This window comes from Streptomyces sp. G45 (genome assembly GCF_049542095.1).
Lineage (GTDB): Bacteria > Actinomycetota > Actinomycetes > Streptomycetales > Streptomycetaceae > Streptomyces.
On the sequence record NZ_JBMUZU010000001.1, the window covers coordinates 1,305,488 to 1,321,652 of the forward strand.

The following is a 16,165-nucleotide window of genomic DNA, read 5'->3' on the forward strand; positions in this document are numbered from 1 at the left end:
GTTTGTGATTCAATATGCGGGGCTCGACCGGTTGCCGATTGTCCACGGGGGCACAATGGGTAAACAGCAACGAGACATTTCGATGGCCTGGACCACGACATTCGTCGTCTGTGCGCTGCAGTGCGGTGTCGCCCTGCAGGACCCATCCGGCCCCCTGAGCACCGGTCAGGCGCAGAGCGGGACACCGGCCGTGGCCTGGTTCGTGCTCCTCGGCGTGCTGATGCTGCTGCAGACGCTGCACAGCGCCCCGTTGACCAAGCGGCTCCAGCGTCCGCTCCTGCCCTGGTCGCTCGTCCTCCAAGTGCTCCTGACGTACGGGCCGTTGTTCTTCCTCGGCGTCGAGTGGCGAGGCATGGGCGGCTTCGCCGCGGGCTCGGTCCTCGCCGTGCTGCGCGGCTGGGCCGGGATCACGGGGTACGCCGCCGTGCTCGCGGCCGAGGCGGCCACGAGCAGACACAGCGGCCTGTCGTACGCCGACAGCGCCGTCGCCGTCGCCGTGACCGCCGTGATCGGGCTCGTCGTCGCGGCGCTGATGCGGGTCGCCTGCCGACTGAGCTGGATGCGGCACGCGGAGGCCACCGCCATCGACCGCGCCCTGCAGGACGAGCGCGTCCGCATCGGACGCGACCTGCACGACGTGCTGGCCGCGCGGCTCACGTTCGCCGCCCTGCGCGGCGAACTGGTCAACCGCTACCTGGGCGTCGAGGACGAGCGCGCGCGGAGCGAACTGCGCGGGGTGCTGAAGCTGACCCGCGGCGTCCTCGCCGACATGCGGTCCATGGCCCACGGCTTCGGGGACCGCACGCTGCGCGAACAGCTCGACACCGCCCGCGCCGCCCTCGGTGACCTGGGCGTCGCGGTGACCGTGCGCGACGAGGCGCACGTACCGGCGGGCGGCGTGGAGAACCTCTTCACCGTCGCGGTGAGCGAGGCGGTCACCAACGTCCTGCGGCACAGCGAGGCCGACCTGTGCGGCATCACCGTGGAGCGGCACGACGACGAGGCCATCGTGCTGACCGTCGCGAACAACGGCGTGAGCGAGCCGGACGGCCCCGTGGACATCGTCCCCGGGCACGGCCTGGGCAACCTCGCGGCGCGGGCCGCCGAGTTCGGCGGGCGGTGCACGGCCCGCGTCGGCTCCTGCGGCTGGTTCCAGTTCACGATGGTGTGTCCTGTGACGGGGCCCGACCGCCCCCGGGCGGGAGCCACCCCGCTTGCCGGGCGATGCGCACCGCGTCCAGGCGGCTACGCGCCCCGAGTTTCGTGACGCAGCTGCTGAGGTAGTTGCGCACGGTGCCCACGGACAGGCGCATGGCCGCCGCGATCTCCCGCGCGGGGTATCCGTCCTCGGCCCACTTGAGGATCTCCGCCTCGCGCGGCGTGAGCGGCGTCCGGCTGCTCTCCCAGGCCGCCAGCATCAGCTCCGAGGCGATCACCCGCTGACCGGACGCCACCTTCCGGATCGCGGCGGCCAGTTCACCGGGGGCGGCGTCCTTCATCAGATAGCCGCCGACCTCGTGCTCCATGGCGAGCCGCACGGTGGCGGGCTCGCCGAGGGACGTCAGGAGCAGGGTGCGGCACTGCGGGAGCCGCTCGTGCAGGAGCGCCGCGACCTCGATGCCATTGGCGTCCGGGAGGTTGACGTCGAGGACGGCCACGTCCGGGCGGTGCTCCACAGCTAGCGGCAGGACCTGGCACCCCTCCCCGGTGTCCGCGACCACGCTCAGGCCGCGTTCGCCTCTCAGCAGCTCGACGAGCGCACCACGCACCAAGTGCTCGTCGTCAGCGAGAAGCACCCGTATCACCATGCCTCCAAGAACCGTCCGCACCACCGTCACAAGCCCGCTCCGCAGACGATCGTACGTGTGCCTGGAGAACTCCCGGAGCGCGTACGGGAGCGCCCCGAAGGGTCACGGGGCCGCGCCGACCACGTCCCCTCGGCAGCGCGCTACCGCAGGGCGCCGCGGCACCACCGGGCGCACTCCAAGGGGCGTTCACAAGCAGGGGTACTCAGCGCGCTCCCTGAATGGTCGATACCCGTTGCGAGCGAGATCACTGCCCGCCCACCTGACGGTGCGTCAACGCGTTCCTCAGTGGTGTCGCCAACGCTCGTGGCAGTCGCTTCCAGAGCCGGACGATGCAGTTCGTCTACGAGGGCGTTCAGATGCTGATGTTGTCCGTATCATGCAGCGCGATCGACCTGTCGGCTGCCGCCTGGCGTGCGCCAGGGGTGAGTGAGGCCCACCATGCGCGGGCGGCGTCCAGGACATCCCTAGCGAATTCGTCCACCATGAGAACCAGGGCGTCATTGATCTGAATACAGTGCAGGCCATTATTGAACTGCCCTGGCGTGCAGAAGTGAAAGCGGCTGAGCGCCTCACGGGCCGAGTGTGTGCTGGTATCCGTCGACCCTTCATGGAGCAGAGCACAACGCAGCGCGTAGCAGTCATTACCACTGAGGAAGATAACCTCTTCTCGACCCGCACCGATTCGGTGTTTGTAGCGTGACCCAACATGGCGGTCAAACCAGGCGGCATAGCGCTGGCCCGATCTCCCACCCGGCGCGTCAGCCTTGCCGCAGATGTCCGGCAGAGTCAGAGCCATGACCAATGCCGCATGCCAGTTCTGTTCGTCAAGCGCGTCACCCAAGCCGCCAAAGAAACCTTCCATTCTCCTCCTACCCTCTCTTACGTTCGCTTCCCAGTCGGCCGCAATCCTGTTGCTTACCTAGTCTGTCTCGGCGTTCCACAGCGATTGCGTCACATCGAGTTGGACTTGGTCGGCAACCCAAAGCTCGCCGATCCGGCGAATCAGTGCAGCGAGCCAACTACCGGGGCAGCCTTCGAGGCACGAACGTACTCGTTGGTCGACGCCAGAGCTGGCGCATGCCGGGGGCGGCAGCGGGCGGGGCGGCCGTCGTGCAAGCGGCGGGCAGTGATGCGTGGATGGGTCTGCGGCAGGCGTTGGCGCGTTGGTTCGGCCGGGGTGATGAACAGGGGGAACGGGCGGAACTCGAGCGCTTGGACCGGACTGCGGCCGAGTTGGAGGCTGCCGAGTCGGCAGCCGACGAGCGGGTGCGCATTCGCCAGGAAGCCGCATGGCAGACCCGGATCGAGGCACTGCTGGAGGGGCTGGGCGAGGCCGAGCGCGAGCAGGCCGCCATCGGCCTACGGACCCTGCTGGCCGAGCGAGACCAGGCAGGTGGGGTGTCGGCTGGCGATGGCGGCGTGGCGATGGGCACCGTACGCAATCACGCCGAGCAGGGCTCGATCGCGGCCGGTGTGGTGTTCGGACGTGCGCGCATCGGCCACCCTCCGACGCCGGATCCGTCCCAGGGCTGAACGGACCGGCCGTCCCCAAGCCCACCCCCCGCACCCGACAGCGACGAGTCGGCCACCGCCCACCCGAACTCGATCGTCGCCGAGGCCCGCGACGGCAGCATGGCCGTCGGTGTGGTCGCCCCGGGCGGGCGCGTCTCCTACCCCGCCCCAGCCCGGACAGCTGCGGGGATGACACGGATCTCACCAGCACCCCTACGGGCAGAGGCAGCCGGACGTGGCTGTGCCGTTGCCGACTGCCCCGATCCCGGGAGCTGGGTGCCTCCGAAGTCGCGTATATCGCCTCCCCTCACGGGCGTGCAACGCCCGGGGTCGTGTCGAGGCGGCGACGTGAATCGCGTACAGAGCCAGCGTCCGCTACCTGGGGAGTACAAAGGCCAGGCCGACCAAAGGGTCGATGCAGCACGGCAGTTGGGTCAGATCGAATGCTCACGGCTCCGCTGCGTAGCCAGGGCGTTCTACCGCGACAAGGCGCGCACGGTAGGGGCACCGGGAAGGGGCGCTCAGTGGGCGTCCGCAGTGCGCCTTGCCCGAGATCGCGTCCCGGTAGTGGCCGGTGTCAAGGTTGACGCGGCCCTTCGGCGCGCACAGCAGCGCATTCTCGGCGTGGCACGCGAGTGGCTGGAGATCCGACGGGTTCTCTGTGCGGCCTCTGTTCATGTGAGGCCCAGGGCACCGCTTCGGGTAGCCCTCGTCATACTCACACGGACACTCATCCTAGGTGATTCAGGTCACAACAACTCCCTTACGGGTGATCATGGTTTGTGAGCTCTTACTTGTGACGGCACGCCACTGTGCGGTGCACCACCAAGGTGGCCCTGGCTGGCCGAGGCAGGGGATGCCGGATCATGGACGGGGAGACGGTGATGGTGGTGCTGGCCTCTTGGACGCCGCTGCTGGCTGTGATGGTCGAGGTAGCGGACCAGCGACTACGGGACCGGGTACAACGGAACACCTCGCCGTCGGCCGGGTCAGCTGTGACAAGTAATGGGGTGGATCGGGACGACCCGACCGGGAGGACGACCCCGACCACCGGCAGCGTTGACCCGGCGGCCAGGATGGCGGCGATGCAGCCGAACTTCCTGGTCAGCCTGAACGTTTTCAACACCGAGTTCGAAACCGTGGTGCGGTATGTGGAGCGCCGTGATGCCAGCCGGGTCGAGGCGGAGGACGCCGCCCAGCACGCCTTCGTCCAGCTGTGGAAAGAGGTGGCGAAGGGCCGGGGGGCCGGATCCGCGAACCGCGGGCCTGGATCTGCCGGGTGGCGTTGAACCACTATTGGAACTCCCACCGCCCCGAGACGCTCGACCCGATGGAGGATGGCGCCAAACTCACTCCGAGGAATGCCGAGCTGGCGCCGGGGCATGCCGAGTTGGTCGACCAGGCCCTCGACGTGGTGACTGCGCTCAAACGGTTGGACCACCTCACCAGCAATGTAATGGCCTTGCTCCTGGACGACATCCCCACCGGCGACATCGCCGAGCACCTGGGCATCATCCAGCAAAAGGTGTGGAACCACATCGCCAAGGCCCGCCGTAACCTTCGCAGTTATCTGGCTCCGCCAGCCCAAAGGCCATCTGCGGCCAGCATTGTGGCGGACTCGGAATCGCTGATGGCTCATGGCGGTGACCTGCGGACGATGAGCCCTGATGACCGCCAGGAGACCCGGACTGCGGTCACCGAGTGGCGGGAACGGCTGCGCAGGTGCCCGGCCGGGGCGTTCGGTATTGCGGGTTCGGCGATAGTTTTGGGGAGGACGGCCACACTGGCGGAGGCGTTGATCGCGGATCGGGACGAGCGGACCGCCCTGGACCTGGTCCGCGATGCTTCCCCGCATCTGAGGTGCCTGGGCCGTCTGCACCCGGCCGCGTTCGAGGCGCGACGTGCCCGGGCCGAGGCCTTGTCCGAACTCGGCCAGTATCAGCGGGCCGAGCGGATACTGCGGGAGCTGGGCGAGGACGAGCACCGGGTGTTAGGCGCTGCTGCCCCACGGACGGCGCTGCTGCTGCACTGGGCTCTAGTCGGTCAGGGCCGGTTGCATGAGGCCGAGGCAGGGTTCGGCGCGCTGGAGGCCCGCCTGGCCCGGTCATCAAGCTCCAACACGCTGCTGCATGCGCAGTGCAGGAACGGCTGGTTGCTTGGACGGCTGGGTCGTGTGGACGAGTCGGTGAGCGCCTACACCCGCGTCATCATCGGCCGAACCGCTACGCTGGGCGAAGACCATCCCGACACCCTCGACGCGCGACACTCCCAAGTAAAGGCGCTCGTCGTCGCCGGACGAGGAGAACAGGCGCTCCCCCTCCTGCAGGATCTGCCCGAGGTCCGCGCACGGGTCCAGGGGGTCCATCACTCTGACACTCTGGAGACCCTCAAATATCGCCACGTGGCCGAGGTGCTGGTCGAACCGCGCAATGACCGTGTCCTCGGCGACGCAATCCAAGACCTCGAAGAGATCCTGCACACCCAGACCCATCACCGCGGCCCGGATCATCCCACGAGCCGCGACACAGACCGATGGCACAACTGGCTCCGCCGCGTCCAGGAGGCGAACCGCTTCGGCGAACCGCTCCCCACTCTGTGATCAGGCCGCCCCGGACCGTGTCCGGACCGTCCCCGTCCGGGGTGCCGTGGAGGTGGGTCGCGCAACGCTCAACCGGCGCCCGAACAGGAACTACTGACAGCGAGGTAAAACTATGAGGCTTGGACTGCTGACGGCCGCGCTCGGCCAGATGTCGCTGGAACAGATCGCCGCCTGGGCGCCGCAGGCCGGATACCAGTCGCTGGAGGTGGCGGCCTGGCCGGTCGGCAGCGAACACATCCACCAGGCCGCCCATCTGGCCGTAGCCGACTTCACCGCCGACGACGCCACCCGCGTGCGCGAACTGATGAACGCTCACGGCCTGACCATCTCCGCAGTGACCTACTGCGGCAACAACCTGCACAGTGACCGGGCCGAACGCGACCTCATTCACCGGCACCTGCGGGCCTGCATCGACACGGCCGCGACCCTGGGGCTCCAGAAGGTCACCACCTTCATAGGCCGCGACGTCACCCTCCCGATCGCCGACAACCTTAAGCAGGCCGAACAGCACCTGCCCCCGCTAGTCCGGTATGCGACCGACCGGGGCGTGACACTGCTGGCTGAGAATTGCCCGATGGAAGGCTGGCACCCCGACGGCTACCCCGCCAACCTCGCCTACTCACCTGAACTGTGGGACTGGATGGCCGACCTGGGCTTCGGCCTCACCTATGACCCCTCCCACCTGCCTTGGCTGGGCATTGACCCCCTCGACGCTCTCCATCACGCCCTGGACGCCGGCATCGTCGGCCACGTCCAGGCCAAGGACATCCAGATCGACCAGCGGGCTCGCACCCGCTACGGCGTCTTCGGCAAGACCGCCGGACGCACCTCCCCCACCGACGTCGGCTGGTGGCGCTACCGCGTCCCCGGCCGTGGGCAACTCGACTGGAACCAGATCATCGACACCCTTTACGCAGCCGGATACACGGGCGACATCGCCGTCGAACACGAAGACCCTGTCTGGAGCGGCACCCTCGACCGGACCCTGCACGGCATGCGCATCGCTGCCCACACCTTAAAGCCCTTGATCATCACCGACCCCGAACCCCAGGGACCGTCAGACGACCGGAACTAGAAGGATCGTGGCCAGAGACGACCGGCCTTCGGTCGGCGCCGACTCGGTAATACCGAGAGCAGTATGACTACAGAGCCTGCACGGTGAGTTCCGCGCCCCCAGAGAGAGCATGGCCCGTATAGGCCCGAACACCACGGAGGCCATCCTGGCCGCTCTGATCGACAGACGAACCAGCCTCCCAAACGAGGCATAACGTGGACTACTCCGTGCTAAGCGAGTGGTGCCATGGGGGGCAGGACCACCGTATCGGGGATGGAAGTACCGATGGCGGTCAGCAGCCCTCGGGGCGCGGAGCCGGTCGCGTTCTCGAAGCACACGGTGTTGCCGAAGAATCGCGCGTCGGTGAACGACCCACGGCCAGAAGAGAACACCTCGCGGCGCGCGCAGGGACACTCCGGCCCGGCATAGGCTGGGCCAAGGTCAGCCGCGGTCGACGATCGTGAGGTGCTGCTCCGCGCTCTGCGGCAGCCGGTGGCGTCGGTTCCCTGCTCCCCAACGGTGGGACCACGGGTACTGGTGCCGGGCGTCCCCAGCCGCACCAGACGGGTGTCTACCCGGTGCACTTTCCGGCCTGGGAGAACCGAAGCGGCCCTCGCCGACGGTGTCCTACCCGATTCGCTTCGACGATCACTGAAGGCCAGCAAACTGGTCCCTGTCAGAAATGGCAGGGACCAGTTTGCTGGCCTACCTGAGTGGGATCAGCGGTGGCCGGAGAGGGCTATCAGCACCAGCAGGATGATGAAGAACGTCGTGCCTGCGCCGGCCGCCGCGACGGCGGTCAGGGGCGTGATGATCCGGCGGTGGCCGCGTACGCGGGTCCCGTCGGCTCGGTAGTGGGGACGGACGTAGGCGGTCGGGGTGCCGTCGGGGATGTGCCGGACGGGGCGATGGCGCGGGGCCGTAGTGCGACGTCGGGGGGTGGTAACCGGCGCGGCTGTACGCGGACGGGCCTTGCGGTTGTGGGCGCGGACGACGACGCCGTCCTTGCGGACGTATGAACGGACACGGGGCACGGTGAGGAGTCCTCGCTGTGAGAAGGGGGTGGTCAAACCCCCGGGCGGGGCCGGGTATTCCTCGGCGCAACATTCGACGTTAGCGGCGCCCACTGACAATCCGGTCGCAGCCAACTCGTCCACAATCACTGCGGGTTGAGGCAGTGGGACTGTTATCAGCCGGTTGATCTCGTGACGGGCCGGGCTGTCAGTGCCAGGTGCTCTCATGAGGGTGTAGCGGGGATCTGCGACAGTGAGGGGGAGCTGTGCCCGGACACCGGGAAGATGGCAGGGGCCTGCCGCGAGAGCGCCAGCGGTCGGGGGAGGCGCAGTGAGCCGCCAGCGCCGCGGCGGCGATGAGGAACTGCTGGTCGCCCTGGGCGTGCTGGTCGTGGTCGGTCTGGTCCTGGTCAAGGTCGGCGAGTGGGTGTGGGCGCACTGGTGGGTCCTGGTAGTCCTCGGCCTGGTGGCCGCCGCGACGCTGGCCGCGTGGTGCTACCGGAGGATCGACCAGATCCGTTCCGCGCAGCTGCGTGTAGAGGGCCTGACCCACTCGCTCGGCCAGATCGACGCGATGCACCACAGTGCCTTCGAGCACGCCATAAGCGATCTGCTGGCACGCGACGGGTCACGCGACGCTCTGCGTTGCGGCGGCCGGGGTGACCTCGGCGCCGACGTGAAGGGGCACGACCCGCAAGGCCGCTACTGGGGGATCCAATGCAAGCACCGACGCAACGGACTGACCGGATCGGCAGTCGGCACACCGGATCTGCAAACCCTCAACGGCACCGGACGGCCCGCGCACAAGGGCGACGTCGTCGTGCTGGTGACCAACGGCCGGGTCTCGGCCCCGGCTCAGCAGTTGGCCCGCCAGCAGCGCCTGCACCTGGTCGACCGGCACCCGCTGGAGCAGTGGGCCCGGGGTCGCCGGCCTTTGTGGGAGCTGCTGCCTGCACTGCCCGCACCGCGCAAACCGTCCCGGCGCGGGCCGGCGACTCGGCTCTGAATCTCGGCCCTTGTCCCACCCGCCCCACACATGAGAAGGCCGACGCCATGGGGTACGGCGTCGGCCTTCGTGGGTGTAGGTTCTCACTTTCGATGTCAGGCGCCTGCGCTATGGCTTGGACGTTCCCCTCCAGTCTCACGACGTGTCGGCAGGCGGCTGTCTCAGATCGATGTCATTTCCTCAGACTGCCCGGCCGGCTGCGCCGGACCTAATGAGCCTGCACCGGCGGCTGTCCGTTCCATCCACTTCCGCACCTTCACTGCTTGCTCGATGCGGTTGACGATGTCCTTCTTGGACGCCGCGTCCAAGGTCTCCGAGATCTTGTCGAAGGTGTCGGGAAGGACATCGAGGAGACCCAGATCTGCTCGCCGGTGCTGACGGTCAGCAGTTGCTGGCACCTCCACTGCAGCGGCACCTCGGGACGGTGCGTGAGCCGCTGCACGAGTGTCGGGAACAGGTGGTGCGTCGCTTCTGCGGCGAGGTGCTCTCGTAGCCAGTCGACCGGGAGCCGCGCTGGCTGAAGCCATGCATGGCGGCCTCCTGTGCCAGGTCTAGGAGCTGAGCGGTGTCGACGGCTCGGACGGTGCGGGGAAGGGTCGGGGTCATGTCGCGATGATGCCAAGAAGCCAGTGCGGCGCCGAGAGGTCAGCTGGGCCGGGATGCGATCTGCTGACGGGCAAGGCCCCAGACGTCCTCGAACCCCTCGAAGGTGAGTTGTTCGGGGTCGTGGCCTTCCCATTCCGAGACGGGCAGCTCGGCGGTGATCCCGAATCTGCTGTCGTCATCACCGAGGCGGCCTGCGTCGCGGGCCCGCTGCCACTCGGCGAGGGAAGCAGCTGCGATTGGGATCAGCTCTGGCCCTTCGAGTTCGACCTGCCGGATCACCCATCCTTCGGCGTCGACCTCGAAGTAGAACCAGATGTCTTCCTCGTGCCAGTAGCAGCCCATCCATGTGGTCACCAGGCCATGATGCCGGGCCAGAGGCGCCGCCCTACTCCGCTCTGTCTCATGACTGGGCGATGAATCCTGCGGATCGGTCGAGCTGGAAAGGAGAACCGACCCGGGTTGGATCCCAGCCTTGATCCCGTGCCTCTCGAATGCTGGCAACAACGTGAGCCGGACGAATGGGCTCCACCTCGACGCCCACCCAGTTGCTGGGATGGGCCTGACCGCTGGTGATGATCAAGGTCGTGCCCGGCTGGCTGCCGCTGGCCGCTTCAACCGCATAGGTCAGCGGTGTCCAGCAGAGGCCCTGCGTGTAGGAGGGCTTCCTGCGGATCCGCCAGCGGTACTCAATCCGGTCAACGGTTATGCGCCGGGACCCTTCTTGTTCAGCGCCATCTTCGCCTCCTCCGCTGTGGGACTCTGCTGTGTTGCCGCGGTCGCGAAAAGCAGGTTGCACGCGAACGTACCGAACGTTGTCGCCGACAAGCCTCTTCGGGACTGCAGATGGGTTGATCAGCCCATAATTGGAGTCAGCGCCGAGCGACCCGGCGCATCGCACCCGCCCCGGGTGCAGTCACCGCGATCGGAGAGCATCGTGAAGAATAGCCCGTTGTGGCGAGTGGTTGACAACGAGAGTGGTAGCCAGTCCATCGTCGGCACGCCCTCCGAGGCGGTCGCGTTCGTCAACAGCCGGTTCGACACCGATGACGACGACGAGCCGTTCAGCATCACCGAGGTCGGTCCTCTCCTTCCGAAGCCGCTCGGGGTCATCACCGCATGGGCCGCCGAGAAGGACGGCGAGCGAACCGACGGGCGTACTGCCCCGATCACCATCAGGCCGGTTGTGACGGACAACGCCGGCGAGTGCGATGACGTAGTGCTCTGGCGCGACGTGTACGTCTCCTGGGACCACGACATGTACACCGTCGAGGAGCCGGACAGCTCCGAGTACAGCGAGGCTTACAGCGCTGCCGAGTTGAGCGCGATCCTCGACGAGTACGCCGACGACTACGAGTACGCGCCTGAAGGGCCCGACAGCCACAGGTGGCCGAAACCGGAAGAGTTGATCACCTACGGCGCCCAGGAGTGCGCCAAGCGGTTCGGGCATCTCGACGACGACGCCCTGCTGTGGCTCGCTGCCACCCGCATCACGCTCGCGGTGTGGCGCAACACACCCGTCGAGAACTGGCATGCCGGGAAGAGTCCGCTCCACGACGGCACAATGATGCGGATCAACACGGCAACCACCCGACTCGTGCGCTCGATGCTGTCGTTCGACCATGTCGACTGGATCGGTCTCGGTCTCGCGATCGTCAACCCGTCCCGGGTTCTACCGACCGGGCAGTCTGTTCTCGAGCTCGGGCTGGCCTGCCACAATCCTGACGACCCGGCGCACGAGGCTGATCCGCGCGAAGAACTCGCGGAGATGGCGCAGGACGCGATCGCTTGGGGGCGAGCGTACTGCCTTCGCGAGAAGACGTTCGGCCTGCGAACCCTGATCGAATTCTTCTGCGCGTCCGACAACGGCTGGTTCGGAACACCGAGTTGGGGGCGCATCGTCGATCGGTTCACTACGGCTGTCGACGACCGGGAGAATGCGCACTGGCACGTGCACCGAGACAAGCCTTGGTTCGACGAGTGGTTCACCAACCGCCCGGTCGACATTGCGGACACCACGGAACTTCGTCGGCTGCTCCATGCCGGGCCCGACCTGCTGTCCGAGGAGGCCGCCGAATGGTGCGTGGATGGTGCTATCGGCTACGTCTGCCGGGACGACCACGCGAACGGCTGCCTGCAGTGCGGCATCCCGCTGGCAACGGAGTCCCCCAACGAGTGAACGTGGGCACCAGCGTAGAAAGCAGCAACCCACAGACCGCACTCTCTCTTGCCTACTGCGACCTGCGAATCTCAGCATGGTGTCGGATCCGAATTCCATCCGACACCGGCCGTGAAATTCCGACACGGAATTTGCGATCCCACAGTGGGGTCTGCGCGGCAACGCAGAGACTGTAACCCTGGTGTTCGTTGGGGAAGACCAGGGCACTCCCGGTGCTGGATACCAGCATGATCGCACTTGCCAATTGGGGCCGCTAAAAGGCAACGAGTTGTCTAGGTGCGCGAAGCCGCGCGCTGAGGACCGCCGAAGGGTCCGTGACAGGCCGGCCCGCCCCGCCCATTCCACGGGCGAGCGGCCCCGGTCGCCGACACCGTACCCGACACTGGCCGAACTCACGGGTCCTCACCCGTAGATGTCATCTGAACGAAGCGTTGTCCTTCAGCCCGCCTGAATTCTCGTAACGGGAACGGACATCGTGAGCGGGGCAGCGCAGGGGCACAACCGTGGGAGGGCCGCGTGCGCGGGGAACTGAACGAGCGACAGCACGCCGTACTCTCCTGGGTGAGTCAAGGATGCCCCTCCGGGTTTTGGCCGGACAGTACGTACAAGGTGAGCGCTCAGGCTCTGCAATGCCGAGGACTTATCAAGGTCACCAAACGGCGTGGGTATTGGAACGCCGAGCTCACCGATAAGGGACGACAGTATGTCGCCGATACCGGTATCGGCCCACGGGACCACGACGCCGAAGCACCTGAGGCGCCGGAGGATCTGGCGACACGACGCCCCCAAACCACGCCGAAGGCCCGCCCGAACTACACCGACCAGCTCCTCGAAGAACTGACAGCCAACAACAACCGCCTCGTCAAGGCAAACGAATCCGGCCCGCACGCAGTGAACTGGGCATCGCGGATCAGCGCCGCACGCCAGTCCGGCAAGATCCCGCGCTCACAGGAACTGCGCGGAAAGCAGACCTGCAGCGGCTACGAAATCAAGCTCGTCGACATCCCCGCCTGGCGGCTCACCGAACTCACCCCCATCACCGTGCCCGCCAGGCTCACCAAACCCCATGCAGTGGACGCAGCCCTCCAAAAACGCCCCCAGGGCATGGGGCTGACCAAATCCGTACACAACCGAGCTCTACGCCTCACCCAAGCCCTTGTTACCGCCGCCGAATCAAAGGGCCACACGACCGCACTCGGCCCCACTCCAGACACTCCCCCGCCACGCCACCGCCGACAGGCACCACCGCATTTCACCATCACCGCCCAAGACGAATCCGTCCACATCCTCGTCCTACAGGAACACGACCACAGCAAACACATCCCCACCGACACGGAACGCGCCGACGCCCAGAAGCACACATGGATGCGCATCCCCCGCTACGACTACACCCCCGCCAACCGACTGCGTTTCATCCTCCGGGGCGGCACCCCGCACCGCGGCAGGGAATGGACCGACCTCGACGGCAGCCTCCTGGAAGACCAACTCGCCGAAATCGCGCAGGAAGTCGACCGCCGAGGCGAAGCCGCGGAACAATGTCGGCACACAGACGAACAAGCCCAGGAAGCGGCACGACAGAACCGGGAAAACGCCCTGCACAAAGCCCACGCCGCATACGCCCACGCCTATCGCGTCGAGCGCCTCGAAAAGCAGGCAGATGCGTGGCACGAAGCCAATCGCCTGACCGAATTCGTCACAGCAGTACGCGACCACGCCGCATTCCTGCCACCCGGGCAGGAACGGGCCGAGATCGAGGAGTGGCTCGCGTTCGCAGACGCCCACCTTCAGCAGCTCACCAAGGCGACCTCGGCGCCGAAGCTGCCCACGCCGCCGCACCCCGGCCGCGCAGATCTTGAGCCGTACCTCGCCACCATGAAGCCCCCCGCGAACCGAGGTCCGCCCTCGGCCCCAAAGCCAGCACAGGCAGAGATCCTCAGGCCGCACCCGGCAAATCATCAACCGAGTGAACAAATGCCTGACGGCTTGTCAGGCGAATGAATGATCAACTGACGGGTCGTCAGCACGTGCGTCAAACGTGCGTCAGAAGAGCCCCACGTGCGTCAGATATGCGTCAAGATATCGCCCGTAACGCACACAACGCACATCACGTACACTCGCCAGATCAGCAGGTCAGCCAGCTTTTTCGGCAGGCTCAAGGATCGCGACGCACTCAACGTGCTGGGTCATCGGGAACATGTTGAGGCTGCCTGCCTGGCGACGACCTCACCAGCCGAAGAGCCGCCTCCGGGTCAGTCGAGAACCAGACGATCCCACTTCCCGTCGCCACTCACCCGGTGACCGAGTGATGACACAGCGCTCAAGCGAAGTAGTTCCGACTGCGGGCGTTGAACCGTTCATCGGGCTCGTACTCTTCCTCGTTCGGCTCCCATTCGGGATCGAAGTCTGGGTGATCGACGTACGCAGTGGCGAGGTGGCGAAGCACTGGTTTGAGCGCGGCCAGCATGACCATGGCTGGCCCATGAACCATGAAATCTTCAGCGTTGGCGTTCCGCTGCTGACACTCCACCAAACGCAATACCCCGCGCTTGGCGGCGACATCAGCCAGAACGCGTGCAGCCATACCTCCTTCGCCCTGGCCCTCTACACGAACTGCAGCGTCGTCGTCATCGAGGCGAGCGCTCAGAAACGAAGCCAAATCCGCAACATCACGATCCATCGGGTACTCCTCGCATCGGTAAGCATGGGCGCCCATCATCCACTGAGGCTGGTACCGCCCTGCCCCAGCACGCCTTCACAGTCTTCGCAACGGAGGTGCCACCTGCCCACCCCGCAACCCGCTGCCGCCTGCAGAACCCTGCCGGAGCAAGCGACGGTGGGTTCTCTGTCGTCTCGCCCCTGCCTGGACGGTCTTATCCCGCACCGCCCTGGCTGGCCCCCCAGGGCCCCAAATCAACGCGCCGGCGGGTAGACCCGGAACCTCCAGGGCCATCGGCGCCGAGTGGGTTGCGGAGCCAATGCCCCTTCCCTCGGAGGCGGGGCAGTCTCGACGTACAGCGGGCTCGCCACGATCAACCGGTGCTGCCCGTCCACGGCTTCGAAGTTGCACAGAACTCGCGCGTGTCCGTGCACATGGACGGGTCCTTGTCGCCAGGAGACCATCATGTCGTAAGCCACTCTGGCCGCGTACTCCTGCATCTCTCGCGGAGTGCGCACGAGGGATTCAGGGAGAGTCGTCTCCCCACGGTCCTCCAAGGCGACCAACTCAGCAGCCATATCGTGCAGCCAGTCCGACCCGGACCCCATCCGGGTATGGGGTTGGACGTCCTCTCCGATGACGTGCTGCACGGAACCACACAGCAGCACCTCGACGCCCGAACACTCGGATTCTCCTGTGAACTGGGGGCACAACAAAGGGTTCTCGTAAGAAGTGAACGTGTACACACCCTTGTCGTGCAGACCCCAGTCCCGCACGCGGGGCCCTCGGTGGAACGCGCCCGAGAACTCCACCCACTCATAGGCTCCGACGGATCGGCACGAGGCCGGGACCGCAGTATGCGCCGTGCATGTCTTTTCAAGGTAGGCGATGACCGTTTCCAGGTCCGGTCCCTCGGACTTACTGGACCCGGCCGAGCCGAACTCGCCGACCGCCACCCGGCCCCCGACACCGAACGCCGTCGCCTCCACCTCGAGGGAGCGGCCTCCTGGGAAGCCCTCCGGGCCGCCGTGGAAATGCCGGAGTTTCTCCCGTGCGAAGTAGAGCAGGTCCCGCATCTGACCCCCGCAACTCGAACCGACCAGCAGCAACACGAGCTTACTGATCGTTTCAGCGCGTCGTACATAGTCGACCCAAGCTCGTCATGGGGCAGACGAGTTCGAACAGTGCAGGCTCGTATCTCGTAGCGGATGCACCGACGACTAGGCTGAGCGAACCGCGCTCAAAGAACGCCCTACCACCCAACTGGCCATGCCCAGCCAGAGCCGTTACCTCAGATCAAACGGCGATGAAGCCGTGTACTGGAAGCAGACGAACAACACGCCACACGCAGCACGGTGCCCCTCGCCGCAGCCAGAACCGAGGACGGCGCCGACGACGACACGATCGGTCGTGTACCGGTCACGTGCGGGGCCGGGGTGAGTCCATGCGGAGCAGCCGCGCACTTCTACACGGCCGGATGACACTGCGATGACCACCGACCGTAGGCAGACAAGTGCAGGGGCGGGCACTGTCCCCCACCTCTCACAGATGCAGACCCGCCAGCCTCAGCAGGTGCACCAGAAGTCGCCCCGAGTCCGGGCCCCAAAGCACACATCACGTCAGAACGCACTGTGCGATCAGCCCCACTGGCTGCGCTCGCATCCGCTGGCGCCAGCCGCATCCGACATCCGCGCACCGCTCGTCTACAGCACGGGGCAATCGGATGGCTCGTCCC

15 protein-coding genes and 1 pseudogene are annotated in these 16,165 nt (G+C 66.6%); 8 read left to right on the forward strand and 8 right to left on the reverse strand.

Annotated features, from left to right (window positions below):
- Nucleotides 1–190: 190 nt before the first annotated feature.
- Nucleotides 191–1,267 carry a sensor histidine kinase gene (locus ACOBQU_RS05230; protein WP_423624729.1) on the forward strand — a complete coding sequence of 359 codons (1,077 nt, stop codon included), beginning with the start codon at nt 191–193 and terminating at the stop codon, nt 1,265–1,267.
- On the opposite strand, the gene ACOBQU_RS05235 is transcribed toward ACOBQU_RS05230, so the two are convergent.
- Both ACOBQU_RS05235 and ACOBQU_RS05240 read right to left on the reverse strand, forming a co-directional pair.
- Nucleotides 1,158–1,805, reverse strand: a complete 648-nt coding sequence (locus ACOBQU_RS05235; RefSeq protein WP_423634259.1) for a response regulator transcription factor — start codon at nt 1,803–1,805, stop codon at nt 1,158–1,160. The two genes, ACOBQU_RS05230 and ACOBQU_RS05235, sit on opposite strands and share 110 nt — an antisense overlap.
- Before the next feature lie 355 nt (nt 1,806–2,160).
- A complete protein-coding gene (locus ACOBQU_RS05240) occupies nt 2,161–2,670 on the reverse strand; it encodes a hypothetical protein (protein ID WP_423624730.1) in 510 nt (169 codons plus the stop codon).
- A gap of 275 nt (nt 2,671–2,945) precedes the next feature.
- Between ACOBQU_RS05240 and ACOBQU_RS05245 the strand changes: the two genes are divergently transcribed.
- The 4 genes from ACOBQU_RS05245 to ACOBQU_RS05260 all read left to right on the forward strand — a co-directional run bounded on the left by ACOBQU_RS05245 (nt 2,946) and on the right by ACOBQU_RS05260 (nt 6,994).
- Complete coding sequence (locus ACOBQU_RS05245; protein WP_423624731.1) at nt 2,946–3,341, forward strand: hypothetical protein; 396 nt, start codon at nt 2,946–2,948, stop codon at nt 3,339–3,341.
- An 845-nt stretch (nt 3,342–4,186) separates the two neighbouring features.
- Nucleotides 4,187–4,609 (forward strand): hypothetical protein, encoded by a 423-nt coding sequence (locus ACOBQU_RS05250; RefSeq protein ID WP_423624732.1) that lies wholly within the window; start codon nt 4,187–4,189, stop codon nt 4,607–4,609.
- Nucleotides 4,600–5,919: a tetratricopeptide repeat protein gene (locus tag ACOBQU_RS05255; protein WP_423624733.1), complete on the forward strand. Its 1,320-nt coding sequence runs from the start codon at nt 4,600–4,602 to the stop codon at nt 5,917–5,919. Before ACOBQU_RS05250 ends, ACOBQU_RS05255 begins: the two co-directional genes overlap by 10 nt.
- 112 nt (nt 5,920–6,031) lie before the next feature.
- Complete coding sequence (locus ACOBQU_RS05260; protein ID WP_423624734.1) at nt 6,032–6,994, forward strand: sugar phosphate isomerase/epimerase family protein; 963 nt, start codon at nt 6,032–6,034, stop codon at nt 6,992–6,994.
- Nucleotides 6,995–7,692: 698 nt separating this feature from the next.
- Here ACOBQU_RS05260 and ACOBQU_RS05265 read toward each other — a convergent pair.
- Nucleotides 7,693–8,007: a hypothetical protein gene (locus ACOBQU_RS05265; protein WP_423624735.1), complete on the reverse strand. Its 315-nt coding sequence runs from the start codon at nt 8,005–8,007 to the stop codon at nt 7,693–7,695.
- Between the two features lie 310 nt (nt 8,008–8,317).
- Here ACOBQU_RS05265 and ACOBQU_RS05270 point away from each other — a divergent pair, with 310 nt between their 5' ends.
- On the forward strand, nt 8,318–8,992 hold the full coding sequence (locus ACOBQU_RS05270) for a restriction endonuclease (protein WP_423624736.1): 675 nt from the start codon (nt 8,318–8,320) through the stop codon (nt 8,990–8,992).
- Nucleotides 8,993–9,153: 161 nt separating this feature from the next.
- Here the strand turns inward: ACOBQU_RS05270 and ACOBQU_RS05275 are convergent.
- The 3 genes and pseudogenes from ACOBQU_RS05275 to ACOBQU_RS05285 form a co-directional block, all read right to left on the reverse strand.
- Nucleotides 9,154–9,598: pseudogene (locus ACOBQU_RS05275) on the reverse strand (hypothetical protein).
- A 39-nt stretch (nt 9,599–9,637) separates the two neighbouring features.
- The gene (locus ACOBQU_RS05280) at nt 9,638–9,952 is read right to left on the reverse strand and encodes a hypothetical protein (RefSeq protein WP_423624737.1); all 315 of its coding nucleotides are present in this window, start codon (nt 9,950–9,952) and stop codon (nt 9,638–9,640) included.
- Between the two features lie 46 nt (nt 9,953–9,998).
- Complete coding sequence (locus ACOBQU_RS05285; RefSeq protein ID WP_423624738.1) at nt 9,999–10,394, reverse strand: hypothetical protein; 396 nt, start codon at nt 10,392–10,394, stop codon at nt 9,999–10,001.
- Nucleotides 10,395–10,556: 162 nt separating this feature from the next.
- On the opposite strand from ACOBQU_RS05285, the gene ACOBQU_RS05290 reads away from it, so the two are divergent.
- Nucleotides 10,557–11,774 carry a hypothetical protein gene (locus ACOBQU_RS05290; protein ID WP_423624739.1) on the forward strand — a complete coding sequence of 406 codons (1,218 nt, stop codon included), beginning with the start codon at nt 10,557–10,559 and terminating at the stop codon, nt 11,772–11,774.
- Nucleotides 11,775–12,383: 609 nt separating this feature from the next.
- A complete protein-coding gene (locus tag ACOBQU_RS05295; RefSeq protein WP_423624740.1) occupies nt 12,384–13,772 on the forward strand; it encodes a hypothetical protein in 1,389 nt (462 codons plus the stop codon).
- A gap of 319 nt (nt 13,773–14,091) precedes the next feature.
- On the opposite strand, the gene ACOBQU_RS05300 is transcribed toward ACOBQU_RS05295, so the two are convergent.
- The gene (locus ACOBQU_RS05300; protein WP_423624741.1) at nt 14,092–14,451 is read right to left on the reverse strand and encodes a DUF6221 family protein; all 360 of its coding nucleotides are present in this window, start codon (nt 14,449–14,451) and stop codon (nt 14,092–14,094) included.
- Between the two features lie 233 nt (nt 14,452–14,684).
- Nucleotides 14,685–15,506, reverse strand: coding sequence for an SAVMC3_10250 family protein (locus tag ACOBQU_RS05305; RefSeq protein ID WP_423624742.1), 822 nt, complete (start codon nt 15,504–15,506; stop codon nt 14,685–14,687).
- Between the last annotated feature and the right edge of the window lie 659 nt (nt 15,507–16,165).

Bases quoted from the DNA above. Each gene is read 5' to 3' on its own strand.
- ACOBQU_RS05240 (WP_423624730.1), bottom strand. From the start codon at position 2,670: ATGGAAGGTTTCTTTGGCGGCTTGGGTGACGCGCTTGACGAACAGAAC.
- ACOBQU_RS05245 (WP_423624731.1), top strand. From the start codon at position 2,946: ATGGGTCTGCGGCAGGCGTTGGCGCGTTGGTTCGGCCGGGGTGATGAA.
- ACOBQU_RS05250 (WP_423624732.1), top strand. From the start codon at position 4,187: ATGGACGGGGAGACGGTGATGGTGGTGCTGGCCTCTTGGACGCCGCTG.
- ACOBQU_RS05260 (WP_423624734.1), top strand. From the start codon at position 6,032: ATGAGGCTTGGACTGCTGACGGCCGCGCTCGGCCAGATGTCGCTGGAA.
- ACOBQU_RS05300 (WP_423624741.1), bottom strand. From the start codon at position 14,451: ATGGATCGTGATGTTGCGGATTTGGCTTCGTTTCTGAGCGCTCGCCTC.
- ACOBQU_RS05305 (WP_423624742.1), bottom strand. From the start codon at position 15,506: ATGCGGGACCTGCTCTACTTCGCACGGGAGAAACTCCGGCATTTCCAC.